The 26,240-nt window shown below is 43.9% G+C and carries 17 protein-coding genes and 1 pseudogene; 10 read left to right on the top strand and 8 right to left on the bottom strand.

Annotation, left to right across the window (positions count from 1 at the left end; translation table 11 throughout):
- Nucleotides 1-2: 2 nt before the first annotated feature.
- Nucleotides 3-1,016 carry a hypothetical protein gene (locus NSB03_RS08780; RefSeq protein WP_128824275.1) on the bottom strand — a complete coding sequence of 338 codons (1,014 nt, stop codon included), beginning with the start codon at nt 1,014-1,016 and terminating at the stop codon, nt 3-5.
- A 59-nt stretch (nt 1,017-1,075) separates the two neighbouring features.
- Nucleotides 1,076-1,975: a helix-turn-helix transcriptional regulator gene (locus NSB03_RS08775; protein ID WP_024986767.1), complete on the bottom strand. Its 900-nt coding sequence runs from the start codon at nt 1,973-1,975 to the stop codon at nt 1,076-1,078.
- Between the two features lie 290 nt (nt 1,976-2,265).
- Between NSB03_RS08775 and NSB03_RS08770 the strand changes: the two genes are divergently transcribed.
- Nucleotides 2,266-2,766 (top strand): hypothetical protein, encoded by a 501-nt coding sequence (locus tag NSB03_RS08770; protein WP_024986766.1) that lies wholly within the window; start codon nt 2,266-2,268, stop codon nt 2,764-2,766.
- A gap of 355 nt (nt 2,767-3,121) precedes the next feature.
- Here NSB03_RS08770 and NSB03_RS08765 read toward each other — a convergent pair.
- Nucleotides 3,122-3,310, bottom strand: a pseudogene (locus NSB03_RS08765) (oxaloacetate decarboxylase); the annotation flags it as partial.
- 347 nt (nt 3,311-3,657) lie between these two features.
- On the opposite strand from NSB03_RS08765, the gene NSB03_RS08760 reads away from it, so the two are divergent.
- Nucleotides 3,658-5,409: an AAA family ATPase gene (locus NSB03_RS08760; RefSeq protein ID WP_121765872.1), complete on the top strand. Its 1,752-nt coding sequence runs from the start codon at nt 3,658-3,660 to the stop codon at nt 5,407-5,409.
- Between the two features lie 255 nt (nt 5,410-5,664).
- Here the strand turns inward: NSB03_RS08760 and dprA are convergent, their stop codons facing one another.
- Genes dprA through NSB03_RS08745 form a run of 3 tightly spaced genes read right to left on the bottom strand, consistent with a single transcriptional unit; the run spans nt 5,665 to nt 8,524 of the window.
- The gene (gene dprA / locus NSB03_RS08755) at nt 5,665-6,789 is read right to left on the bottom strand and encodes a DNA-processing protein DprA (protein WP_024986765.1); all 1,125 of its coding nucleotides are present in this window, start codon (nt 6,787-6,789) and stop codon (nt 5,665-5,667) included.
- Nucleotides 6,786-7,187 (bottom strand): acyl-CoA thioesterase, encoded by a 402-nt coding sequence (locus NSB03_RS08750; protein ID WP_007757582.1) that lies wholly within the window; start codon nt 7,185-7,187, stop codon nt 6,786-6,788. The genes dprA and NSB03_RS08750 overlap by 4 nt, the downstream gene beginning before the upstream one ends.
- A 47-nt stretch (nt 7,188-7,234) precedes the next feature.
- On the bottom strand, nt 7,235-8,524 hold the full coding sequence (locus NSB03_RS08745) for a peptidase U32 family protein (protein ID WP_065539845.1): 1,290 nt from the start codon (nt 8,522-8,524) through the stop codon (nt 7,235-7,237).
- A gap of 124 nt (nt 8,525-8,648) precedes the next feature.
- Here NSB03_RS08745 and dusB point away from each other — a divergent pair, with 124 nt between their 5' ends.
- Nucleotides 8,649-9,644 carry a tRNA dihydrouridine synthase DusB gene (gene dusB, locus NSB03_RS08740; protein WP_024986761.1) on the top strand — a complete coding sequence of 332 codons (996 nt, stop codon included), beginning with the start codon at nt 8,649-8,651 and terminating at the stop codon, nt 9,642-9,644.
- A gap of 106 nt (nt 9,645-9,750) precedes the next feature.
- On the opposite strand, the gene NSB03_RS08735 is transcribed toward dusB, so the two are convergent.
- Nucleotides 9,751-10,716, bottom strand: a complete 966-nt coding sequence (locus NSB03_RS08735; RefSeq protein WP_065539847.1) for a phosphatase PAP2 family protein — start codon at nt 10,714-10,716, stop codon at nt 9,751-9,753.
- Nucleotides 10,707-11,714, bottom strand: coding sequence for an NAD-dependent epimerase/dehydratase family protein (locus NSB03_RS08730; RefSeq protein ID WP_024986760.1), 1,008 nt, complete (start codon nt 11,712-11,714; stop codon nt 10,707-10,709). Before NSB03_RS08730 ends, NSB03_RS08735 begins: the two co-directional genes overlap by 10 nt.
- Before the next feature lie 244 nt (nt 11,715-11,958).
- Here NSB03_RS08730 and rnr point away from each other — a divergent pair, with 244 nt between their 5' ends.
- The 7 genes from rnr (at nt 11,959) to NSB03_RS08695 (ending at nt 26,231) form a co-directional block, all read left to right on the top strand.
- Complete coding sequence (gene rnr / locus NSB03_RS08725; RefSeq protein WP_024986759.1) at nt 11,959-14,115, top strand: ribonuclease R; 2,157 nt, start codon at nt 11,959-11,961, stop codon at nt 14,113-14,115.
- Between the two features lie 18 nt (nt 14,116-14,133).
- Nucleotides 14,134-14,613, top strand: coding sequence for a pyridoxamine 5'-phosphate oxidase family protein (locus NSB03_RS08720; protein ID WP_024986758.1), 480 nt, complete (start codon nt 14,134-14,136; stop codon nt 14,611-14,613).
- Between the two features lie 133 nt (nt 14,614-14,746).
- Entirely contained in the window at nt 14,747-18,709 is a 3,963-nt protein-coding gene (locus NSB03_RS08715; RefSeq protein ID WP_257466334.1) for a hybrid sensor histidine kinase/response regulator transcription factor, read from the top strand.
- 523 nt (nt 18,710-19,232) lie between these two features.
- Nucleotides 19,233-20,051, top strand: coding sequence for a glycoside hydrolase family 16 protein (locus NSB03_RS08710; protein ID WP_024986757.1), 819 nt, complete (start codon nt 19,233-19,235; stop codon nt 20,049-20,051).
- Nucleotides 20,052-20,071: 20 nt separating this feature from the next.
- Entirely contained in the window at nt 20,072-23,260 is a 3,189-nt protein-coding gene (locus tag NSB03_RS08705; RefSeq protein ID WP_135036690.1) for a SusC/RagA family TonB-linked outer membrane protein, read from the top strand.
- An 11-nt stretch (nt 23,261-23,271) separates the two neighbouring features.
- Nucleotides 23,272-24,948 carry a SusD/RagB family nutrient-binding outer membrane lipoprotein gene (locus tag NSB03_RS08700; protein WP_024986756.1) on the top strand — a complete coding sequence of 559 codons (1,677 nt, stop codon included), beginning with the start codon at nt 23,272-23,274 and terminating at the stop codon, nt 24,946-24,948.
- Between the two features lie 20 nt (nt 24,949-24,968).
- Nucleotides 24,969-26,231 carry a hypothetical protein gene (locus tag NSB03_RS08695; RefSeq protein ID WP_257466333.1) on the top strand — a complete coding sequence of 421 codons (1,263 nt, stop codon included), beginning with the start codon at nt 24,969-24,971 and terminating at the stop codon, nt 26,229-26,231.
- Nucleotides 26,232-26,240: the final 9 nt, after the last annotated feature.

Below are 26,240 nucleotides of genomic sequence, written 5' to 3'. Positions count from 1 at the left end.
GTTTATAAGTTTTTTGATGTAACGAGAGTACCCTCAACCTCGGATGTGCATGTGTATGCTTTCATTTCCGGCAAAAATAAATCACGAATAAATCTATATCTTTCGCGAATTGTTTCAGATAGTCCACCGTCTTTTCCTACAATTACACATGGTATTATTTTTCCGGAAAGCTTTAATGGTATTTTATTTTTGTAGCAGGAACCGATAAGTCCATAATCTATTTTTTGCTCAATCATTGCTTTTATTCGTTGGTACAACTTATCATCTTCTCTAGCTAATTTTTGAAACTGTAGATAGTAATATGAAGTTTGAATGGGCGACAATGCAGTCTTAGCAGGATCATTTTGTTTAAGTTCCATTATCAATATATCTCCATTAGTATTTAGACCAAGGAAGTCAAATTCACCATACTCAGGTTTTATATTTTCAGGGAGTGTTCCATTGTATGTCTTTCTTAATTGTTCAATTTTCAATGTTTGTTGGTCTACGATTTCCTTATTCCATTCATCTTTTATGCCTTTTGTTTTAAAACCGATAACTAGTTCCTTGTCAAAAAGAATAAAATCATCGGTATCTTTAACTTCGAACGTATAACGACGTCCTATTAATGTCTGATAATATCCTTCATTGTAATCATCTGTATTATAGTATCTTTTGAATTTTTCCATGGAAGCGATTTTCGCTAAATATGTGTCAAACTGATCCGGTGTTGGATTTCTAAAAAAATCTGGTTGCATTAATTCTTTGTAAGCTTCGGCTACATCACATATTTCATTAACTTTACCCGAATGACTACGAAAGGTTAGTATACGTCCAGTACCTCTATATATAGAAAACCAAGAACGATTAGTTTTAGGATCATTTCCAGTCTGGAAATCTAAACAATTATGTGATTTAACATAACTGATGATCCAAGGAAACCGCTCGTTTATTTGGGTTAGCAACTTTTCATCCATTTTCCTATCGTAATAGGTTGTTTTTATTGTGTAATTATTAACCATTTTCAATTTCTTCATTTAGAGTTTATAACTATGTATTATTGATCTCTGCTAAGACTCTGCACGCCATTATTTTCCTATTTATATCTATTTATGGCAGCAAAAAGTCGTTTTCTAATTTCTTCACGCAGCCCTAGTGGTTCCATAACTTCGACCTTTTCACCCATAGCAAGTAACTGACTTGTTAGTTCTGGAGTTAAGCAAAGTTGGTATTCAAAGTCGCTGTACTCTTTGTGTTCTGTTTTTATCTCTTGTTGAGAGAAATGCAGTGGCAGAGAACGCATATACTCTACATGAACACCGAATACCCGAACAACTACTTTCTGTGGCTTCAATTTGTCATTGACAAATATGCCAACTGTATGAGTATAATATTCTTCTGCATCAAAATCATTGGGAAGTATAAATGAGTCATCTGTCAATTCCATTTCCAAAATACGATCAAGGGCAATATTCCTTATTCCCTCCTGCTCTTTGAGATAGCCGACTACATACCAACGCTGATGATAAACTTTCATAGCGTATGGCTGCAAGTGAAATATTGATTGATGACCATTGAAAGGTTTATAATCAATCTTCAGTTCCTTTTTTCGTTGCATTGCATCTATGACTGTTTGGAGATATTCAGTTCCTTCAGGAATTTCCTCAAACAAAATTCGATCTTTCATGTTGCGCCCTGCTTCTATCATGTTAGACACAGTGAAGGAGTTAAGCAACCACTGACGAGTCTTGTCATTTTTCAGTTGACTGGAAGAAGAAATATAATACTCATAGCTGGATGTATCACATTCGACCTCTACACCAAAAAGTTCTGCAATAGCTTCTCTATGCATGTGAAATGTACGTAATGCAAGCGGTCTACCATCACCGAGACAACTATCTTTCCATCGACAGCTTATCTCCTCAAAAGTTAATCTGCGATGCTGAAGCAGCGTGTTGAGCAACCAAATATAGCGGTTAAAGGTTTTACTTATCATTTTCTAAACTTCCGTGATTTTTAAAATATTATTACTGTTTTCTATTATTCAATTGCTTAAACCCTTTTTGTATATCTCATCTAATTGTTTTTCCTACTTTAGATATCTTGATAGCATGTTTTATAGGGTAGAATTCATAATCTTATTTAGTACAAAGTTAACTTTTTTGTATGCAAAAAAAACTGCATACCACCTAAATATATTAATTTATAGCAATTTTTTTTATGTGTGCAACGTTTCTGCATACTTCACCATTATTTTTGCACACTCATTTTAACATTCTATTCGTCATGGCATACAAAAAAAATCCAAAGAAAAAAGATGCTCTCAGTATAAAGAGAGCTGTAGAATCTCTGTGTTTCCAAATTGATTGGGGTTTAAAACTACTTGGCGCAGAGAAAGGAGATCTATTTCATCAATTAGCAAAAGTAGAGGTTGATTTCATCTCAGAACTCAACCTCACCCAAGATATTCTTGCTATCAAGAGCCTCGTAGATGGAGTGAAACAGAATTTACAGATAGAGCCCACACCTGAAAGTGGAGACTTCACCCATAGTATCGTTGCTCTCGCTCTTGGCATTGCCTCAATTAGCCACCTTAACAACATAGGCTCACCAGAATCATGGCGAAAGCAAATAGAGAAAAAACTACTTACAATCTATTATCCGGAAAAGCAGCGTAACAAAGTCGTAGATTGGGCAAAAGCGAACGGTTACAGCACCTCCAGCTACCTTGGCCGTCCAATCGTGAAATTCAAACAATTGTACTTAATTATAGAAAGAACAAAATAAGTCCGCTTTTTTTGCTCTGATCATCGCATTTTTTACAAAAAACGCTCATTCCATATTAAACATTCCATTCTACTACTAATAAATATCCATTCAGTTACAACAAATAAGAACTTTCATGATCGTCTTTACATTGAATTTATACGCAAAAGAAAGGGACTGTCTAACAAATCCCTAAAATTGGAAATCTGGAGTGTGTCAAAACTCCCGAATTGAAAAAACGCCCCTGCCACAGATAGCTGTAGCAGGGGGTAAATCTTTATAATTGGACATTATGACACACCCTCAAAATCGTTAAAAAGAGACTTGTTAAACAGCCCCTAAAATTCTTTATTAAGTGTCGCTTATACCCTAACTCTTATAAAAGGTACGCAAAAATATCACTCCGTAAAATATAACCAATAACATCTCCTTTATGTACATTAGCACCTTGCTATGCACATATCTCCACAACCCCTCCGGTAAATCCGGTCAGAATCTTTTCATATTCTCCCCACGGGGTAGAAAGATAACAAAAGACTTCGTCATGCTGATATTTACGTCCGATATTCATCCAAAGCATCCGGATGTTTCTCCTTGATAGTCCTGACCAATTCTCCTAACATACCCGGATGACCGATACCCGCCATATCCTTCAAGCATATTTAATACCCGCTTCTTTAAAAGGTGCGGTAAAAGCACCGCGCCATTCGCTTCAACTCTGGCCAAACAGCCCATCTCAATTTTCCATTAAAAAAACACCTCGTTAGTTTTAAATGGTTTTATATTTGCTTTCCTATTAAGCTCCTCCAAATAGAAGTGTGCAAAGAAGTTATGGAATGTTTGTTTGGAGAAGTAACAAAAAGACCCTACCTTTGTCTGTATTCAAAGTGAACTCTTAAAAAGGAATAAATTATGGAAGAATATATAGCACCGCGCAGGAAACGTATCCCATACGGCATGATGAACTTCGCAGTAATCCGCCGCGACGACTGTTATTATGTGGACAAAACCCGGTTTATTCCCATGATAGAAGAGGCAGACAAGTTTTTCTTCTTCATCCGCCCGCGCCGTTTCGGCAAAAGCCTCACAATAAATATGTTGCAGCACTATTATGATATACTTGCCAAGGATAAGTTCGAAGCGCTGTTTGGCGACCTTTACATCGGAAAGTACCCTACGCGCGACCGGAACAGCTATCTGGTACTATACCTCAACTTCTCCGGCATAGTAGGCGAACTGCACAACTACCGCAAGGGACTGGACGCGCATTGCCAAACAATGTTCGACTACTTCTGTGACATTTACGCCGACTATCTCCCCAAAGGCATCAAGGAAGAACTCGACAAAAAAGAAGGAGCTGTCGAACAATTTGAATACCTGTTCACAGAATGTAATAAGACCAACCAACGTATTTACCTCTTTATTGACGAATACGACCATTTCACCAATGCCATCCTATCGGACATAGAAAGCCTGCACCGCTATACGGACGAAACACATGGCGAAGGTTATCTGCGCGCCTTCTTCAATAAAATCAAAGCCGGAACCTACTCCAGCATCGAGCGGTGTTTCATCACCGGCGTAAGCCCTGTGACAATGGACGACCTCACAAGCGGTTTCAATATCGGAACCAACTACTCGCTCACACCGGAATTCAACGAGATGATAGGTTTCACGGAAGAAGAAGTGCGTCAAATGCTCACTTACTATTCCACCACCAGTCCGTTCAACCACAGTGTAGACGAATTGATAGAAATAATGAAACCCTGGTATGACAACTACTGCTTTGCGGAAGAATGTTATGGTGAAACCACTATGTACAACTCCAACATGGTGCTCTACTTCGTCAAGAATTATATTCAACGGGGCAAAGCCCCCCGGGATATGGTAGAAGACAATATCCGTATCGACTACGAAAAATTACGTATGCTCATCCGGAAGGACAAAGAGTTTGCCCATGATGCCTCCATCATACAAACATTGGTGAGCGAAGGTTACGTCACCGGAGAACTGAAAAAAGGTTTCCCTGCCGTCAATATCACCAATCCCGACAACTTTGTGAGCCTGCTCTACTATTTCGGTATGCTCACCATTAGCGGCACGTATAAAGGAAAGACCAAACTCACCATTCCTAATCAGGTAGTCCGCGAACAAATATACACTTATCTGCTAAGTACCTACAACGAAGCCGAACTCAATTTCAGCAGTTACGAAAAAAACGAACTTGCCAGCGGTCTTGCCTACGATGGCGACTGGAAAGCCTATTTCGGTTATATTGCCGACTGCCTGAAACGCTACACTTCCCAGCGCGACAAACAGAAAGGCGAATTTTTTGTCCACGGCTTCACGCTTGCCATGACGGCACAAAACCGTTTCTACCGTCCTATTTCCGAACAGGACACACAGGCAGGCTATGTCGACATTTTCCTCTGTCCGCTACTGGATATCTATTCTGACATGAAGCACAGTTACATTGTGGAACTGAAGTATGCCAAGTATAAAGACCCCGAAAGCCGCGTGGAAGAACTGCGACAGGAAGCTATTGCCCAAGCCAACCGCTATGCTGACACTGATACGGTGAAAAGAGCAGTCGGCACTACACAGCTTCATAAGATTGTGGTTGTGTACAAAGGAATGGATATGCCAGTATGTGAAGAAATTTAAAGCAACTCCAGCAATAAATCCATATAGAATCTCGAACATCATTGGGAATAGAAGCACATTGTGCCCGTTAACAGTGAAAATCCGTAAAAGAATTCAAAAGAGAAACAAATACAATAAAATTATTTGGAAAGGACAAGACAAAGGCTTACATTTGTCATGTGATTTTTTTCATAGTATTAGATTTAAGGTTAACAAAGGTTGGAGCAAGGCGTTGCTCCTTTTTTTATGTCTATATGTGAGATTAGTTCATGTGAGTTAATTCAATAATTGGTACATTCCTCCTGCCAATACACGAATCACCCCTTTCATTTCCAGTTCGAAAAGAATAGCAGCCATCTTATTTACGGGAATATCTGCTTCTACCACAAGAGAATTGATTTGCAGATTTCCCAGTTTCTCCAAAATAGCGACTATCTTCTGTTCTTCTTCAGACAATTCGATAAAAAGACTACGTTGCACACTTACCTTTTCTGAAAGAGTCGTCGGCATATTCCAGCCCATAGCCTGCACAAAATCTTCGGCAGATAATAACAGGGATGCTTTATTATCCCTAATCAACCGATTACATCCTTTCGAATATTCATCACTCACACGGCCGGGGAAAGCGAAACAATCGCGATGATAACCTTCAGCAAGTTCGGCTGTAATCAATGAACCTCCCTTTTCTGCCGACTCAATGACGATGGTAGCATCACACATGCCGGCAACAATACGGTTTCGACTGATAAAATTATGGCGATCGGGATTCGTTCCGGACAGAAATTCGGTCAGTAATCCCCCTCTTTCAAGCATATCGACAGCCGTTTTCCGATGGACATGAGGATAAATACGATCCAGCCCATGAGCTAAAACACCTACTGTAGGTAATTCATTAGCCAACGCTTCACGATGCGCATGAATATCGATTCCATAAGCAAGTCCGCTAACTACAAGCACATCAGGACAAAGTGCTTTCAGATCCCGCAGAAAAGAGGCACAGATGTGGGTTCCATAATCAGTAGCATTACGGGTTCCCACCATATTCAAGATATGAAGGGAATTTAGATCGGCATTTCCTTTAAAGAAAAGAACAACAGGGGCATCTTCACATTCCCGCAAACGGGAAGGATAAGCCTCATCATAAAAGGACAGACAGGAGATCCGATTCTTCCGGATAAATTCATATTCCTGTTCGGCGCGGGCAATAGCTTGCGGACAATCCAATGCCTCTATCACCCGTTGACTTACTTCAGGAATACGTTCCGGTATTTCTTTGCGCAGGCGGAAAACATCAACGGCATTGCCCATTCCGTCTATCAGACGTTTCGCCCCTATGTGCCCGATACCTGGCACCATTGTCAGAGCAATACTATAAATTTGTTCTTCTTCGGAGCTGTTCATTTCAGGTAGGGGGCAAAAACATTATCGAACAATTCGCTGTCACTTAAACGTCCGTTTACCACACATACCGTTTCAACAGTGGATTTCACTACTACTTTATTATCATTCTTACGGAAGATATCCTGATAAAATACATATTTGATACCTTCCTTTTTCATATATAGTTTCGAGACAAACTCATCTCCGCTTTTCAATGGAGTCTTGAATGCCATACTAATGCGTGCCACTACCGGATCGACTCCTTGCTCATGAAGTGCAGCAAAACTGACACCCACCGAAGTTAAAAATTCATGACGGGTATGTTCCAGATAGTGCTGATAGTTAGCATTATTGACAATACCTTGAAGGTCACATTCGTAATCGCGAACCTTCATTTCCAATTCATAGATATAGTTCATTTAATTTGAGAATTAAGGATTAAGAATTGAGGATTGAGAGATAACGGTCAGCCTCTTTTTTGCTCAATATCGAGCCCTTTGAACTTCTTCAATTCTTCGGTCGATACTAGTTTATACAGCTTGTCACTGGGACGTATCTTATCCGATTTCATGGAGAAATGCTGTCCTTTCTTCACTGTTTGCACAGGTTCCAAGTCAACACGGGCTTCTTCCAAAGTCATAAATAGAGCACCGGTAGTCGGTCCTGTTATGAGAAGCTTATCGCCTACACTTACTTCAGCAGCTTCTACCAGGAATTCGGAAACTCCGATATTAGAGAAGTATTTGATACCCTTACCTACATAAATCTTACGTTCCGTAGCTGCCGAACCATAATTCCTGGTCCATTCGCCCAAACGCTGTCCCAAGTAATATCCATCCCAAAAGCCACGGTTGAATACGGTTTTCAGGCGTTCATCCCAAGCCGCAATCTTTTCGTCGGTGAATGTTCCATCTAAATAAGCCTTGATAGCTTCTTTATAACATTCAACCACCGTACGTACATACTCAGGTCCACGGGCACGGCCTTCAATCTTGAATACACGTACACCGGCATCCAACATTTTATTCATAAAATGGATGGTCTTCAAGTCTTTGGGAGACATGATATACTCGTTATCAATATCCAATTCCACATCCGTTTCCTTATCACGAACCGTGTAAGAACGGCGACATACCTGCATACAAGCACCGCGATTGGCAGAATGATTCATCTCATGCAAAGAGAGATAGCATTTACCCGATACTGCCATACAAAGCGCACCGTGGCAGAACATTTCGATACGAAGTTGTTCGCCGCTCGGACCACAGATATGTTCTTCCTGTATCTGACGATAAATCTCGGCTACCTGCTCCAGATTCAACTCACGGGCCAATACTACCACATCTGCGAATTGCGCGTAGAATTTCAATGCCTCCGCATTGGAAATATTCAATTGAGTGGAAAGATGCACCTCCTGCCCTATCTGACGGGCATAGTTCATCACTGCCACATCAGCCGCAATCACCGCAGAAATTCCGGCTTCCTTGGCTGCATCGACAATGGTATGCATCAGAGGGATATCTTTATCATAGATAATCGTGTTGACCGTCAGATAACTCTTCATCCCGTGCTCATCACACGTACGGGCTATTTCCCGCAAATCATCAATGGTGAATGTATTAGCCGAACGGGCACGCATATTCAGGTTTTCTATACCGAAATAAATAGAATCGGCACCTGCCTGAATGGCCGCAGCAAGAGATTCGCGCGACCCCACAGGAGCCATTATTTCAAAATCTTTCAAACTAAGACTCATAGAATATATACTTATTTGTATCAGTTAAGCAAATGAATGCGTACAAAGGTAGGCTTTTTTCCGTATTTTTGCAGCGAAAACAAGAAGTTACTTCAATCATAAACAATAAATAGCAGGCTCGTAAATGAAAATAGCCCATATAGATTTAGGAAAAAGCCCTATCTTACTTGCCCCGATGGAGGATGTAACCGATCCGGCTTTCCGCCTGATGTGCAAGAAATTCGGAGCAGACATGGTGTATACCGAGTTTGTATCGAGTGACGCACTGATACGTGCTGTCAGCAAGACTGCACAGAAACTAAGTATCAGCGATGCAGAACGTCCTGTCGCCATCCAGATATACGGAAAGGATACGGAGACAATGGTGGAAGCTGCCAAGATTGTAGAACAGGCACAACCTGACATTCTGGATATTAACTTCGGCTGCCCGGTGAAAAGAGTAGCTGGAAAAGGAGCTGGAGCAGGTATGCTACAAAATATCCCCAAGATGCTGGAAATCACCCGTGCTGTAGTGGATGCGGTGAAAATACCCGTAACAGTGAAGACTCGTTTGGGATGGGATGCAAACAATAAAGTAATTGTAGAATTAGCGGAACAATTGCAAGATTGTGGCATTGCCGCGTTGACTATACATGGCCGCACCCGCGCACAAATGTATACCGGAGAGGCGGATTGGACACTGATAGGCGAAGTGAAGAATAATCCGAGAATGCATATTCCCATTATCGGCAATGGAGACGTGACCAGTCCTCAACGCTGTAAGGAGTGTTTTGACCGTTATGGAGTAGATGCTGTAATGATCGGTCGTGCCAGCTTCGGTCGTCCATGGATATTCAAGGAAGTAAAACACTATTTAGAGACAGGTGAAGAATTACCTCCACTTAGTTTTGAATGGTGTATGGAAGTACTTCGTCAGGAAGTGGTAGACAGCGTTAATCTGCTCGATGAGCGCAGAGGTATTTTGCATGTACGCCGTCATCTGGCCGCAAGTCCGTTATTCAAGGGAATCCCTAACTTCCGCAACACACGTATTGCGATGTTACGGGCAGAAACAAAAGAAGAGCTTTTCCGGATATTTGATGAAATCACTTCCCAACGCAAAGAAAATCCGGAAATCTAAATCAACACCTATTATACCTATTCTTCAGGAGCTTGTACTTGTTCCTGAAGAATAACCTGGTGTAATCAAATAACATGATGTAATTAAAAGTCAAGGTCTTTGGTTTCTATTTAAACATCGGCTGCGCAAACCACTTTTTAAACATCCAAGTTACGACCACATACAACAGGAATGCAGAGAAGAAACCAACAACGGCATCAATCACATAATGCGCCTGAATATATACGGTAGCCCCACAGAGCAACATATAGAAAGGTATAAGACAAGCAAACAGCTTCTTGCTGCCGCGCCAAGCCATAATCATCAGAATAGTAGAAATGCCTACATGCGAACTGGGAAATGCCGCCGTAGGACGTTCACCCACTTGCTGCGAGCTTTCCACCAGACTATAAAAGAATCCATGCTGATAGCCCGGCCCGGGAAGTAACTCCTGATTATAATTGAAATAATCACCGATAGCAGGAAAAATACCTTTAGATACATTATCAATACCAATGGCAGGAAAATAAAATTGAGGACCTGCAACAGGAACGAATATATAAATCAGATAGTAAATAAAGAAAGAAGTGACAAGCACAAAAGACATCTTTTCGAACCACTCAAACTTATAAATGAAATAGAATAGAGTCACAATCAGCATCATCGGATAATAAAAGAAATATCCCATATTGAATGCCTCGCTGACTATAAGATGTGGAAACGTATGGCAGAACCAAATAGCAGGCTGCCCATTGAAAATAAACTGCTCGGCAGTTGCAAATACATGATCTAAATTCGGGAAGAAACGATTGAACTCGAAAGTATCCGGATACCAGTAAGACAGCAGGCTCATCTGAATGACAATACGCACAAACGCCGAAAATTTACAGGGAGCAAGACGATAAAGATACATCAATAAAAAAGTCATAGCCGCGATCATCGCCCTATCCAGCAACATGTGCCATGGATGATCCATCCGCTGAAACAGGAACAGAATCAATATGGAAGTCAACAGATTATAAATCAATGTAATCTTTTCCACAGCAAACAACCCTTTCCGGGTTTCTACGCGCTTAAATAAGTCTAAAGCCATCCTTCATTTTTATACCAGGCAATGGTTTCCCGAACTCCCTTTTCCAAATCATACTCGGGCACATACCCCAGTTCATCCATTACCGGGGTTATATCGCATTGCCAGTTGCGTTGTTTCATTATCTTATATTTATCCGAATTCAGAGTACTGCTCCTCCCGGAACGTGTAGCAATGAATTCAGCGAACAAAGATATAACTTTTAGCACAATTAATGGACATTTCAAGTGAAGAACAAACGGATTACCCAATTCTTTTTGTATCAAATCCGAAAAGGCACGGCTTTTATAAACTTTCCCATCTGTCAAGAAATACGCCTTACGAACCACTTTTTTCTCTATTCCCAGGAAAATAGCCTGCACAATATCTTTCACATACACAAAGGTCAAGTCCTGACGACGGAAACCGACCGAGAAATCAACATGTTTCTGAATAGATTTCGCCATCAGATAGTAATCGGCTTCACGAGGTCCATAGACCCCTGTAGGACGATAAATGACATAAGGGAAGCCGGGCATACTCTGAATATACAACTCCGCTTTCAGTTTGCTCAATCCATAAGCAGTATTGGGCATCGGAGAGTCGTCCGCTTTTATCGGAGTATAGTCTTTCTCACGTACAGGTCCGAACACACTCAATGTACTGATATAGATAAACTGTTTCGGAACCATATCCAGCTCCTTCAACGTATCGATAAAATATTTGGTCTGAAGATAATTCACATAGTCAAAAGAGTTCTTGTCGGGGCATTTTGTAACACCGGCACAATGAATGATATAATCAAATTTGTTGTAAGTGCCTTTATGTCCGGAAAGTTGGGCACGAAGTTCATCAGGGTGCGCAAAATCCAACTCCAGAAAGTGGATTTCCCGGTTTTTCAAATACCGCTTGCTACTCGTAGAACGAATCCCGGCCCACACACCAAACTTCCGCTTCAACGCTTCCTCCACGATGAAACTACCGATAAAACCACTCGCGCCTGTAATTAAAATACTCTCCATTATTACTTTCTAGGTTCTGCGTGAATATTAATTAAAGTACTCTCACCAAACATTCTTTTTGATGATGCCACAAAGATACGACAAATATAAAATAAAAATCTTCCAAAGCAATATATCTCTATCAAATTAAATACTTTACAGAAAAGCAAATCAAAAAATAAACAGACCTTGACAACAAACTAACCAAAAATTTGTTTACTTTGTATCCTATCAATGATTGAACTACTAATAAATTCCATATAATATGGCAAAAAAGAAAGAAAAGAAAGAGAAAAAGGCCGGCAAAAGAATGAGTAAGAAAGAGCTGGCAGCATTATTAATAGACTTTTTCCATGCCAAATCCAGCGAGACCTTGAGTATGAAATATATATTTTCGGAACTGCGTCTCACTACCCATCCGCAAAAAATGTTATGCGTCGATATATTACATGACCTTTTAGCTGACGATTATATTTCTGAAATAGAAAAAGGAAAATTCCGTCTCACCAATCATGGGACAGAGATGGTAGGCACTTTCCAACGGAAAAGCAATGGCAAGAATACCTTCATTCCTGAAGGAGGAGGCGAGCCGATATTTATAGCCGAACGCAATTCGGCACATGCCATGAACAATGACAAAGTAAAAATCACCTTCTATGCCAAACGGAAAAACAGAGAGGCAGAAGGAGAAGTGATAGAAATACTGGAGCGTGCAAACGATACTTTCGTCGGCACACTGGAAGTGGCCAAGTCATACGCATTCCTGGTGACAGAGAACCGTACATTAGCCAATGATATTTTCATCCCGAAAGATAAGCTGAAAGGCGGAAAGACCGGAGATAAAGCCATTGTGAAAGTAACCGAATGGCCGGACAAGGCAAAGAATCCTATCGGACAAGTAATAGATATATTAGGTCAGGCCGGCGACAACAACACAGAGATGCACGCCATTCTTGCGGAGTTCGGTCTGCCGTATGTATATCCGAAAGCAGTAGAGAAAGCTGCGGACAAGATTCCTGCCGAGATTTCAGCAGAAGAGATTGCCAAACGCGAAGATTTCCGTAAGGTAACAACTTTCACCATCGACCCGAAAGACGCCAAAGATTTTGACGACGCACTTTCCATCCGCAAGCTAAAGGACGGATTGTGGGAAGTAGGCGTACACATTGCCGACGTGACACATTACGTAAAAGAAGGCAACATCATCGACAAGGAAGCAGAAAAGCGGGCAACTTCCGTTTATCTGGTAGACCGTACCATCCCGATGCTTCCCGAACGGCTGTGTAACTTCATTTGTTCACTCCGCCCGAACGAAGAGAAACTAGCTTTCTCCGTTATCTTCGATATTACGGAAAAAGGAGAAGTCAGAGACTCACGCATCGTACATACGGTTATCAACTCCGACCGTCGCTTCACCTACGAAGAGGCGCAACAAATTATAGAAACAAAAGAAGGAGACTTCAAAGAAGAAGTACTCACATTAGATACGATTGCCAAAGCACTGCGCGAAAAACGCTTCTCTGCAGGAGCCATTAACTTCGACCGCTACGAAGTGAAGTTCGAAATTGACGAAAAAGGAAAACCAATCAGCGTTTACTTCAAAGAGTCAAAAGATGCCAATAAACTAGTGGAAGAATTCATGTTGCTCGCTAACAAGACCGTAGCAGAAAAGATAGGACGTGTGCCGAAGAACAAGAAAGCCAAAGTGCTTCCTTACCGTATCCACGACCTACCCGATCCGGAGAAGTTGGAGAACTTGTCACAGTTCATCGCACGCTTCGGCTACAAAGTGCGTACAAGCGGAACGAAGACTGATATTTCAAAATCCATCAATCATTTATTGGACGACATACACGGAAAGAAAGAAGAGAACCTGATAGAAACCGTATCCATCCGTGCCATGCAGAAAGCACGTTACTCAACCCATAACATCGGTCACTACGGACTAGCATTCGAATATTACACTCACTTTACTTCTCCCATCCGTCGTTTCCCGGACATGATGGTACACCGTTTGGTGACGAAGTATATGGACGGAGGACGCAGCGTATCCGAAGCTAAGTACGAAGACCTCTGCAACCACAGCTCGAACATGGAACAAATTGCAGCCAATGCCGAACGTGCTTCCATCAAATATAAACAGGTGGAATTTATGAGCGAACGTCTGGGGCAGATTTACGACGGTGTAATCTCCGGCGTAACTGAGTGGGGACTTTATGTAGAACTGAACGAGAACAAATGTGAAGGTCTGGTGCCTGTCCGCGACTTGGATGACGACTACTACGAATTCGACGAGAAGAACTATTGTCTTCGCGGACGCCGCAAAAACAAAACATACAGTTTGGGAGACGCTATTACTGTTCGGATAGCTCGTGCCAATCTGGAAAAGAAACAATTGGATTTTGAATTGATAGAAAAGTAAATTCACCAAACAGCCATTATGAAAACTGTCATTATTGAAGATAAACAACGAATCGAGTCCATTATTCTCCATTGCGATGCCTGTTTTGTAGGCATTACTGATTTGGAAGGTAATCCCTACGTAATCCCGATGAACTTCGGCTATGAGAATGGCACCCTATACCTTCATTCGGGTCCTGAAGGCAGCAAGTTGGAGATGTTGGAACATAATAATAATGTATGCATCACTTTCAGCGTCGGTCATAAACTCGTATATCAGCATGAGAAAGTAGCCTGCAGTTACAGCATGCGTTCCGAAAGCGCCATATGCCGTGGAAAAGTGACATTCATAGAAGATATGGACGAAAAACGCCGTGCACTGGATATTATCATGCGTCATTACACGGATAGTGAGTTCAGCTATTCCGATCCTGCGGTACGTAATGTCAAAGTATGGCAAGTACGTATCGATCAGATGACGGGAAAAGTCTTCGGTCTGCGAGCCAACGAAAAGCCATGAAGCGGTTTTCCGGTTTTCGACAATACGGCTTTACATAGGAACATTTACTGAATATTCCTTCTAATTTCACACCCTATCCTGTTGGGATTTTCTAAAGAAACTTTATCTTTGTGATGTCAACAATTAAAAGAATATGGTTCGTTTTAATCTTGTTATCACCTTACTACTAATGATAAGCATGGCTGTCAAAGCCGAACTGACCAACCGGATGTTCGATGTCAGGCATGTAGGCTATGCAGAAGGTCTGAGTAGTCAACGTGTTTTCTCGATTGTCGAAGATGGGGACGGTGCTATGTGGATTGCTACAAAAACCGGAATAGACAGATACAACGGTCATACGGTAAAGAACTATGATTTGCCGGGCAGTTTCTATTATGGCGATCTTGCCGGACGCAGACTTTACTTATTGTACGACGCACAACAAGGACTGTTTGCCTACGACCATACCGGACGAATTTACCAATACTCCCCCATCCAGGATCATTTTAAACTAGTCCTCCACCTAGGACAATTGATTCAGGAAGAAGTCATCTTGAACAAACTCTGTCTGGATAGTGACGGAACCTGGTGGATGGGAGCGGATAAAGGACTATACAAGCAAGAAGCGGACCATCGTATAGTTGCCGTACTGAAAGGACAATATGTCAACGACATCGCATTGGCCGGCGAATCGCTTTATGTGGGTACTTCTAACGGAGTCTGGCAACTGTCACACGCCCTGCCGGATAAGAAACGCCAACTGCTGGAAGGGTGGAATATACAAACATTGTTCTGCGACGAACCGAAGAAAGAACTCTGGATAGGCACATTTGGCAGCGGTTTGTCGGTGATGAACCTCGACACTTCCAAAGTGCTTGCGTTGGAGGGACAAGGGAGCACGTTCCTTCATCCGATACGGGCAATTACAGACTATGATGTACATACCATACTCATAGGCGTGGACGGTGGCGGTGTGTATGCGATAGACAAGGATACCAAGCAAGCCCGTTTACTGATGAATACCAAAGATGACACAGATACTTACCTGCGCGGAAACGGTGTATACGCCGTAACCAGAGACGATCAAGGCAACATCTGGATAGGCAGCTATACGGGAGGCGTATCCGTGGCTATCCTGCTGAAACATCCCATTTCGATATTCACACACGAAAAAGGAAATACCCATTCTCTCATCAGCAACAATGTAAATGATATTGAAGAAAACCCAGATGGCAGCCAATGGTTTGCTACCGATGATGGAATCAGCATCCGGAACACCCTGTCAGGAACCTGGAAACACGTGCTGAAAGAGATCGTAACCATTTCTCTCTGCACATCCGAGAATGGGAACGTATGGGTAGGAACGTACGGAGACGGAGTGTATCTATTGGATAAAAACGGACGCGTGTTACGCCATCTCACCAAGCAGCAAGGACAATTGACCACCAATTATATTTTCTCCGTCAGACAAGACATGGAGGGAGACTTATGGATAGGAGGTTTGGACGGATGCCTGATCATGTTTGAAAAAGAAAAAGGCAGCAGACGGTCTTTCGACGTGAATTGGGTACAGTCTATTGAGCCTATCGACCGAAACCGGATAGCGGTGGCTACCGTCAACGGCTTCTTTCTGGTGGACAAACATACAGGGAATATACAGCACTATGCCAATTCCCAGGAATTTCACAATCAGAATGTCAGTGCTTATATCATCTCTATGCTGTTCAATGACGACGGAACCGTGTGGCTGGGAACCGAAGGGGGAGGATTGAATCTGTATGACATGAAAAAACGGACGGTAAAGACATTCACTGTTCAAGAGGGATTGCCGTCCAACGATATATATAGTTTGCAGCGAGACGACAAGAAACGCTTGTGGGTCAGCACCGGAAAAGGAATTGCCTTGATAGACAGCCTGCACGTGTCGAACCTCAACTATGCAGGCAACATAGACAAGGAATATAACAAATCCTCATTTGCCCGGTTGATGAACGGCGAGTTTGTGTATGGCAGCACGGATGGCGCTGTCTTTATCATGCCACTCGACATTTCAACCGTAGACTACTGGACGCTCTTGCGTTTCACGGGGCTGACGGTTGATTATCAAAACGCCAAGGAAGAAGAATCGTTGAAACCTGCCATCCATGATATGCTTGCCGACCGTGCGGTGCGGCTCGGCTATAAACACAACTCGTTTACCGTTTCTTTTGAGTCTATCAACTATCGTTTCCAGCGCGACATTGTCTATCAGCATATTTTAGAGGGGTATGACAATGACTGGAGCCAACCATCTGCCGAGGGGAAGGCATCCTACACCAAGGTATCACCGGGCACTTATCTTTTTAAGGTGCGCAGCCTGCGGCGCAGCGACGGAAAAACTATCGCCGAAAGCACCTTAGAAGTGAAAGTGAACCAGCCATGGTGGAACTCGTGGTGGGCTTGGACTGTTTACCTATTTATAATAGGCTTCGTTTTCTATTTCATCCTGCGCTATAAGAGCAATCAGCTCCAAAAGAGATATGACGAAGACAAAATACGTTTCTTTATCGACACGGCACACGACATTCGCACGCCGGTGACGCTTATCATGGCACCTCTGGAGGATTTGAACCGGGAACAGGATCTCTCGGACAAAGCCCGTTATTACCTGAATCTGGCCCATGAAAGTACCCGGAAACTCCATTCGCTCATCACACAGTTGCTCGAATTTGAGAAAGTAGACGCCCACAAACCATCTTCTTCATCGGTTCCGCTTTGTCTGAATGAAGTTTTGCTGAAAGAAGTCTCCGTCTTCCGGTCCTTTTGCGAGAAGAAGCAGTTGACACTGAATCTGACCCAACCCGACGAATCCGTTTTCGTTGCGGCAGACAAACACCTGATAGAGATGTTGCTCGACAATCTTCTCTCCAATGCCTGCAAATACACCATGCCTCAGGGAGAAATCAGTCTGGATTTGAAAACCACGAAGCGCAAAGCCGTCCTTTCGTTGAAGGATAACGGAATAGGCATACCGAAGAAAGCGAAAAAGCACATCTTCTCCGATATTTACAGAGCCGAGAATGCCCGGCAGTCACAGGAAGAAGGAACCGGATTCGGACTGTTGCAGGTGCAGCGCATTGTAAAAATGCTGCATGGTAAAATCACGTTCTGTTCCGAGGAGGGCAAAGGAACTACTTTCACCGTCACATTGCCGCGAACCGCCGCCGTAGCCGACCCCATGTCGCATGAGCCATCCCCCGAACACCTTGCCGACACATCGGATAATAACAGCCCCGAGACGGATAAAATAAAAGATCCGGACGACCGGAATACATTGCTCATTGTAGAAGACCACGAAACTCTCCGTCACTACCTCCGTCAGACCTTTGAACACCTCTATCGGGTGATTGATGTTGCCGACGGACACGAAGCTATCGCCTGTCTTGCCAATGAATATCCGGACATCATCCTCTCCGACGTCATGATGCCCGGCATACGGGGTGACGAACTTTGCAGAATGGTCAAGGAAAATCCTGACACATCGGGTATTCCCGTCGTTCTGCTGACGGCAAAGGCTAACCACGAAGCAATAGTGGAAGGATTGAAGAAAGGCGCGGACGATTATATCCCCAAACCATTCAGCACAGAGATACTGAAACTGAAAGTACAAGGATTGATTGACAACCGAAACAGGCAACGGCAGTTTTTCATGCGGCAAGCCATCGCTCAAGTAGAGGCGGGCGGCAAACGCGACGACAATGAAAACAATGAAAGTGTCGACAACAAGAACGTAACGACAGCAAGCGAAACAATGACCGAAGGCGACCGCCGGTTTATCATGAAAGCTACCCGGTTTGTTCTTGAACATTTGGATGAACCCGATTTCAACATCAATCTCTTGTGCCATGAAATGGCAATGAGCCGGACACTGTTCTACAGTCGCCTTAAGTCACTGACGGGAAAAGGACCGCAAGAGTTTATCCGTATCATCCGGTTACAGAAAGCTGCCGAACTGCTGAAAGAAGGTAAAAGCGTAACCGATGTCGCCGCCGAAACCGGATTCGTCAACACAAAGTATTTCAGTTCATTGTTCAAGAAACAATTCGGGATGCAGCCGAGTAAATATAGTGGTAAGTAGACAAGCATTAATGTTCGGTTCTTGAATTAAAATTAGCTCGTTTCTACACGTTTATGAATATATTTTATTCATTACCCCAATATGAAGAATCAGCCTTCTTATTACTGATAAACCACCGTCTTATCGTATCCTTCATTTCTATTTATTAATCGCCGACTGGGGTTGTCCATCTGGCTGACTCTAGTCGGCTGCTTGGACAACAATAGTCGACCAGGTGGACAACTCCAGTCGGCTTCTCAGATACAAGCCGTTCAATTGGCCAAGATTGACAATGCCGATGCGAAGGTTACAGGCTGTGAAAGTACATGCAAACTGTGGGGATTACCTCATTCTTTATAACAACAATCTTCGATAAAAAATGGGTAAGACAACGTCCGTTCGATAAAAATCAGCGGATTTGTCAGCAATCAAACCTAATATGTCAGCAATCTGACCATCGTATCAGCCGGATATTAACATCTTTGCACCAAGCTTTACAAGTATAAAGCACAATCTTACGTTTAATCTTTAAAATGCTAAAACGATGAAAAAAGTAGCACTAGTCCTATTTTTATCCGTTTGCTTCGCGCAACAATCCTGTTCGTCGGATTCTATTGGAACGGAACCGGAAGAAAATCCACAAGACATTCTTTTTTTTAAAGACGATTTCAACTTTTTCGACGAAAAAGTATGGACAAAAGAGACTCATGAACCCGGCTGGACCAATCAGGAGCTGCAAGCATACGATGCCGCCCATGTATCGGTTGGAAAGGACGGGAACAAATCGGTTCTGATTCTTACCGCCGAACGCAAAGGAAATAAAATCTATTCAGGCAGGGTCAATTCAAAAGGAAAAAAGAGTTTCAAGTATCGCAAGATAGAGGCAAGCATCAAGCTTCCCCAAACCAACGGCGGGCTGTGGCCTGCGTTCTGGCTGATGGGAGACAACGACAAAGAATGGCCGGCATGCGGAGAAATAGACATTATGGAAATGGGAGAACAGAGCGGAATGGCTGCGGGCGATTCGGAAAAACAAGTGAACACCGCCATTCACTATGGTCCCAGCGTAGCGGCTCACGAACAGCAATACTACAAAGCCAATGTTGCCAACAGCCTGCAAGACGGCAATTATCACACCTACTCTCTGGATTGGGATGAAAACAGCCTGACAATATCCGTCGACAACGTCAAGTTTCATACGTTCGACATTAGCTCGAACACATACTTTCATGACAACTTCTACATCTTGTTCAACCTCGCTGTGGGAGGTGCGTTTACAGGGATTACCGACATTAATAAACTGACGGGCCTGAAAGACGGTGAGAAAGTGAAGATGTACATCGACTGGGTGAAAATATTATAGGAATCTTAAATATACATGCTATGAATATGGAAAAATGTAAGTATCTACTGTTTTGCGGAACACTCGCCCTTTGGATGGCGGGAGGTTTCCAGCAAGTGTATGCAGCAACGGAACCAAGTTCCCAGGCTATTCAACAACAAAGTAACAAGGTAACCGGAAAAGTGAGCGATGCCACAGGGCCCATCATTGGGGCTTCCGTAGTGGAGAAAGGAACTGCCAACGGAACGATTACCGATCTGGATGGAAATTTCAGTTTGAATGTAAAAGCGGGAGCTACGCTCGTTGTCAGCTATGTGGGTTATAAATCCGAAGAGGTAAAAGCGGAAAGAGGTCCTTTGAACATCACCTTGAAGGAGGATGCCAAAGCATTGGATGAAGTCGTAGTTACCGCCCTTGGCATCAAGAGAGAGCGCAAAGCGTTGGGCTACGGCATTGACGAAGTGAAAGGCGAAGCCTTGACCAAAGCCAAAGAAACGAATGTTATCAACTCCATGGCAGGACGTGTGCCAGGCTTGGTAGTCAGCCAGACTGCCGGTGGTCCTTCCGGTTCTACGCGCGTTATTTTGCGAGGCAGTACCGAAATGACCGGCAATAACCAGCCTCTTTATGTAGTGGACGGTGTACCTCTGGACAATACCAACTTCGGCAGTGCCGGTACAAACGGTGGCTTCGACTTGGGCGACGGTATTTCGAGCATCAATGCCGATGACGTAGAAAACATGTCGGTATTGAAAGGCCCTGCAGCGTCCGCACTTTATGGTAGCCGTGCCAGCCACGGTGTTATCTTGATTACAACCAAGCGCGCCAACAAGGATAAAATCAGCGTGGAATATAACGGAACGCTGACTTTCGACACCCAACTTGCCAAATGGAACGATGTGCAACAAATATATGGTATGGGAAGCAACGGCACTTATAGCTATGATGCCATATCCAACACAAACAAAAGTTGGGGCCCCAAAGCAGACGGTTCAAACATGCTGAAGTATTTCGACGGCGTGGAACGCCCTTTCCTCATTGTCCCCGACAATACGTCCAACTTCTTCCGCACGGGTATCACCGCCACCAACTCCGCCATTGTAGGTGTGAACAGCGGAAAAACCGGAATTCGCTTTACCTATACGGATATGCGCAATAAAGACATTGTTCCCCAAACGCACATGAGCCGTGACATTTTCAACCTGCGTGCCAATACGTCTGCGGGCAAGGTAGACTTGGATTTCAGCGTCAACTATACACGGGAAGACGTGAAGAACCGTCCGGCACTGGGCGACAGCAAGTCTAATATCGGTAAAAACCTGATGACCCTCGCCACCACCTACGATCAGGAATGGCTGAGAACCTATCAGACTGCCGACGGCGAATATTCCAACTGGAACGGCATGGATCCCTACAACGTGAATCCATACTGGGATATCTATAAGAACTTCAATAAATCCAAGAAAGATTTGTTCCGCATGAACGGCAAGGCCGTATGGAACATCGACCCACATCTGAAACTTCAGGCAACGTTGGGCGCCGAACTCAACTGGTTCACGTTCGATGATTACAAAGCGCCTACCACTCCCGGATTCGAAGCCGGAAGACTTCAAAACAGTGCTTTCCGCAACCGCATGTACAACTTTGAAGTGTTGGCTCTCTACAACAACCATTGGGGTGATTTCGATTTCAACGCTACATTAGGCGGCAATGTATATAAGGTGAACAACCAGACTACCGTTACCACCGCTCAAGACATGAAGATACGCGATGTCCCTTCACTGACGAGCTTCAACGAAATCAGTGTAGTGCCCGGCAGTTACCGCAAACAGATTAATTCGGTTTACGGAGCAGTGAACGTGGGATGGAGACACATGCTTTACCTCGATGCCACGTTGCGTGGCGACCAATCGTCTACCCTTCCCATTGGCAACAACATGTATATGTATCCTTCTTTCTCCGGTAGCTTTGTATTCTCCGAGCTGACAAAACTGGGCGACCTCCTGCCTTACGGAAAGGTGCGTATGTCATGGGCGCAAGTAGGTAGCGATACCGATCCTTATCAATTGGGACTCGTCTATACGAAATCCAAATATGCGTATCCCGGATATACCATCGGATATATCGATAACGGAACCATCCCCAACAAAGACTTGAAACCAACCAAAACAAACTCCATGGAAATGGGATTGGAATTGAAATTCCTGAAGAACCGTATCGGACTGGACTTCACCTACTATTCTCAAATCAGTAAAAACCAGATTATGGGAATGGCAAGTTCCTGGACAACCGGTTATAACTATCGCCTGATTAATGCCGGCAAGATAGAAAACAAAGGTATTGAGATTGCCCTTAGCACACGACCGATTCAAACACGCGATTTCTCTTGGGACATTAATCTGAACTTCTCCAAGAACAGCAACAAGGTAAAAGAACTGGATGGCAAATCGGATATGTTTGAACTGGAAAAGGCGTCCTGGCTCGACGTTCAGATAGCCGCTAAGGTAGGTGAGAACTTTGGTTCTATTGTAGGCCCGGACTTCCAACGGAACGAAAGGGGAGATATTCTGATTGACCCGCAAACCGGTCTGCCGCAATATGACAAGAGCAACCACGTACTGGGTAATGCCTCTTGGGACTGGACAGGTGGATTGCTCACCAACTTTACCTACAAAAATCTTTCGCTGGTAGCGGTATTCGATGTGAAAGTAGGCGCCGACCTCTATTCCATGTCTGCCCGTGCTGCTTACGAATCGGGTAAAAGTCCGGAAACATTGGCAGGCCGCGACGCCTGGTATCGCTCGGAAGAAGAAAGATTGGCAGCCGGCATTGCAAAAGGAGCCGACAACTGGAAGCCGACAGGCGGATTCGTGGCTCCGGGTGTCATCGACAACGGTGACGGAACGTATCGCCCCAACGACATCTACATCAATCCGGAAGACTACTGGATGAGCGTTTGCCGTAATGCGCCTTCTATGTTTATTTACGACAACTCATACGTGAAATGCCGTGAACTGACGTTGAGTTACAATGTGCCCAAATCCTGGCTGAAGAATGTAGTAAGCGGACTGACCGTTTCGTTCGTTGCCCGCAATCCGTTCATCGTATGGAAGAATATCCCGAATATCGACCCGGATTCCAACTACAACAATACCACTGGTATGGGACTTGAATACGGTTCGTTGCCTTCACGCAGAAGCTATGGTTTTAATGTAAATGTGAAATTCTAAAAAGATATACCATGAGACAATCTAAATACATCACAATCATCACGATGGCATGTGCCCTGTTTTTCGCTTCTTGCAGCGATGAATACATGGAAAACATGAATACCGACCCTTCCAAGGCCGCTACCATCGACCCGAATGCGCAGCTCACCACTGCCCAACTGCAAACGTACGGAGACCTTAGTATGATGGAAATCTACCGTAACTACCATTATGCATTCACCCAACAACTGATGGGATGCTGGAACACCACCAACTACGGCGGTCGCCATACGCTAGACAATAATGAAATGAGCCGTATCTGGACATCGTTCTACACTCAATCCCTGAAGAATATCATTGATGCTCAATACCGTACAGCCGAAGACGCAGAGAAAGTGAACATCAACTCTGTGCTCCGCATTTATCGGGTTTATCTTATGTCTATCATCACCGACACTTACGGAGACGCTCCTTTCAGTGAAGCCGGCCTGGGATTCCTCGAAGGAAAGTTCAATCCGAAGTATGACAAACAGGAAGATATTTACAACGCTTTCTTTCTGGAGCTGGAAGATGCCGTCAACAAAATCGATCCGACCAAAGATAAAGTGACAGGTGACCTCATCTATGCCGGTGACGTAACTAAATGGCAACAACTGGCAAATTCGCTTCGCCTTCGTTTTGCCATGCGAATCTCCAATGTCAATCCAACAAAGGCACAAACGGAATTTGAAAATGCTTTGGCTGCCAATGGGGGTGTAATAACGGACGCCTCAAGCGATGCGCTCATCAAATACATGACAATCGCATTTAGCTTCGGACAAGAAGCTTACTCTGATTATCGCGGAAATTCATTGTCGCAGTTATTGTTCGGCAACGACCCCGCCAATAATCCAAGTTACCTCTGTTCCACTTTTTTTAATCAGTTATACAATTCCGGTGATCCCCGTACATTCAAAATTTCCCGTTGTTATTATGACGGCTTGATGAGTGCCACCAGTCCCGACAATCGTGTCGACATCACCCAGGAGATGATTGAAAAAGGGATTGCTTTCAGTCCGCGCGACCCGGGTGCCTACTCGTGGGAACCATGGCCTACAGGATACGACAGCGATATTTGTAAGGAATTAGCCGTTAACAATCCTTCCGTTACGGTCACTATGGCTCGTGAAGTGGAACCCAAACTTGCCAATAATTTCCTAAAAAGCGACAATCCGGGCGTAGTGATGACCTCTGCAGAAGTGAAGTTCCTGATGGCAGAAGCTACCGTGAAAAAATGGAATGTCGGCAGTGTGTCGGCAGAAGATCTTTACAAGCAAGGAGTGCGTGCGGCTATGGATTTCCTGACAGACAACTACGGTTGCACGGCTACTACTGATGCAGAGTTCGATGCATTCATTCAAGATAAAGGGGCATTCGGACATACGGACAATCAGAAACTCGAAGCCATCAATACACAGGCCTGGATTCTTCACTTTACCAATCCTGCCGAATGTTGGGCAAACGTGCGTCGTTCCGGTTATCCGAAGTTGAAATCACCGGCAGAATATGGGTTCGGACAATACCTCACCGGTGGAACGGAAATTCCGGTACGTCTCTGCTACCCTGTATTGGAATCTTCCTATAATAAAAAGAGCTACAACGAAGCCATCGAGCGCATGGGAGGAACAGATAATTGGCACTGCCTTCTGTGGTGGGATACTGAAAACTAACTATTAAACAATCATCCATTATGAAAAAGATATATATTGCACTATTTGCCCTACTCGCTGTAGGCTCCACATTTACTGCATGCACCGAGGAAGAACCGTTCGCTACGGTGACAGAAAATGATGATCCGCATATCCTTGCCCCAGTGTTCCCCGACAGGACGAACGGCCAATTGGCTACATTCGCCAACATCAGCCGGGATGCGAACTTATCCATCGCGCTGACCGTGACTCCAAAAGATTACACCACAGTAACCTGGTTCATTGATGGGCAGGAAGTAGAATCGGGTACCGACTCCGACAAGGCAATCAACCGTAGTCTGAAAGCCGGTACGTATAATTTGAAAATAGAAGTGGAAACTGTGAAAGGGAAGAAGACTTCCCGTGAAGGATTGGTGGTGGTCAACCCATTGGCTGATGACCCTCAATCTAAGGAAGTAGCCTTTGAGAGAATGGTATCTCCCGGCAAGACTGCCCGTTTATATGGCAGTAATCTACAGAAGGTAACGGCCATCCTCTTGGGAGGAAGCACGATTACCGCTCCCACTTATGTTGAATCGGCAGACGGGGACTATCTGGAATACACCGTCCCGACAGGCGTAAACGAAGGCAATTACCGCATCGTTTTGCAAGATGCTGACGGCAATGAATATGGAGCCGACATGGTGAAAGTGACCAATGCTTCCCTTGTCATTGCGGGAGCTAACCGGGCTACTGCCAACGTGGATTGGACCATTTCCGGCATCAATCTCGAAAATATCGCTTCTCTAACCATCGGCGGGCAGACGGTATCTCAATTCAGCAACCAATCTTCTACAGAGATTACGCTGACTTGTCCGGTTTTGTCTGATGGAAGCTATACGCTGACAGGCAAAACCCGTAGCGGAGAGGCTGTGCAGTTCTTGAACGATAATATTACAACTACCGAACAGACTGTGACCGTATCTACCGAAATAACGCTTTGGTCAGGACACCATTACGTTTCGTGGGATAAGCCGGACGGTGATCCCAACAAAACTTTTGGTTTGATTCCAATGGATATGTTTGCCGATATCACAGCCGGGTCGATATTGAAAGTAGTCTACTCCATAGAACCTACTGCCGAATATCATAAGATGCAGCTTGCCACAGGCTATTGGACAGGCTTGGCAGGTGAGATGGAATTTACGGAAAACGGTGAATATACACTGATACTGACACAAGACATGTTGAATAAGATTCAAGCTGAAGCCGGATTCTTATGTGTAGGACATGGCTATTATGTAGACCTGGTAACCATAAAGTAATGAATACCA

The sequence above is a fragment of the Bacteroides acidifaciens genome (genome assembly GCF_024623065.1).
Lineage (GTDB): Bacteria > Bacteroidota > Bacteroidia > Bacteroidales > Bacteroidaceae > Bacteroides > Bacteroides acidifaciens.
This window is presented reverse-complemented; position numbering and strand designations above follow the sequence as displayed.